The organism is Alkalibacterium indicireducens (assembly GCF_039522005.1).
GTDB classification, from domain to species: domain Bacteria; phylum Bacillota; class Bacilli; order Lactobacillales; family Carnobacteriaceae_A; genus Alkalibacterium; species Alkalibacterium indicireducens.
In genome coordinates this window covers 1-326 of the sequence record NZ_BAAADA010000140.1, presented here as the reverse complement: position 1 = coordinate 326, position 326 = coordinate 1, and positions in this window count along the sequence as shown.

Genomic DNA, 326 nt, shown 5'->3' with positions numbered 1-326 from the left:
GATTACTGGAAAATCATATCGTATGAAAGGAAAAATATAAATGGACTTCTAAATTAGACTGTCAAAAACCTACATTTTTATTCTGTCATAAACCTACAATTTTATACTGTCCTTGACATGATGTCTAAGGGAGAGCAGAAGTCGTCGTCAATGCAGGAATAAAAAGGGGGTAGTTTAGTTTGGTAATCATCTCAATGCATCTGATCCGGATGCTCGTATAACATCTACGTTGACTGAAGTTGGAATTATAGAAGTTGAGTGAACTAGGAAACTCCAAGGAATAATTGGGGGAATAGCTCTTAAATGAGCATACAATTGATTGGTTT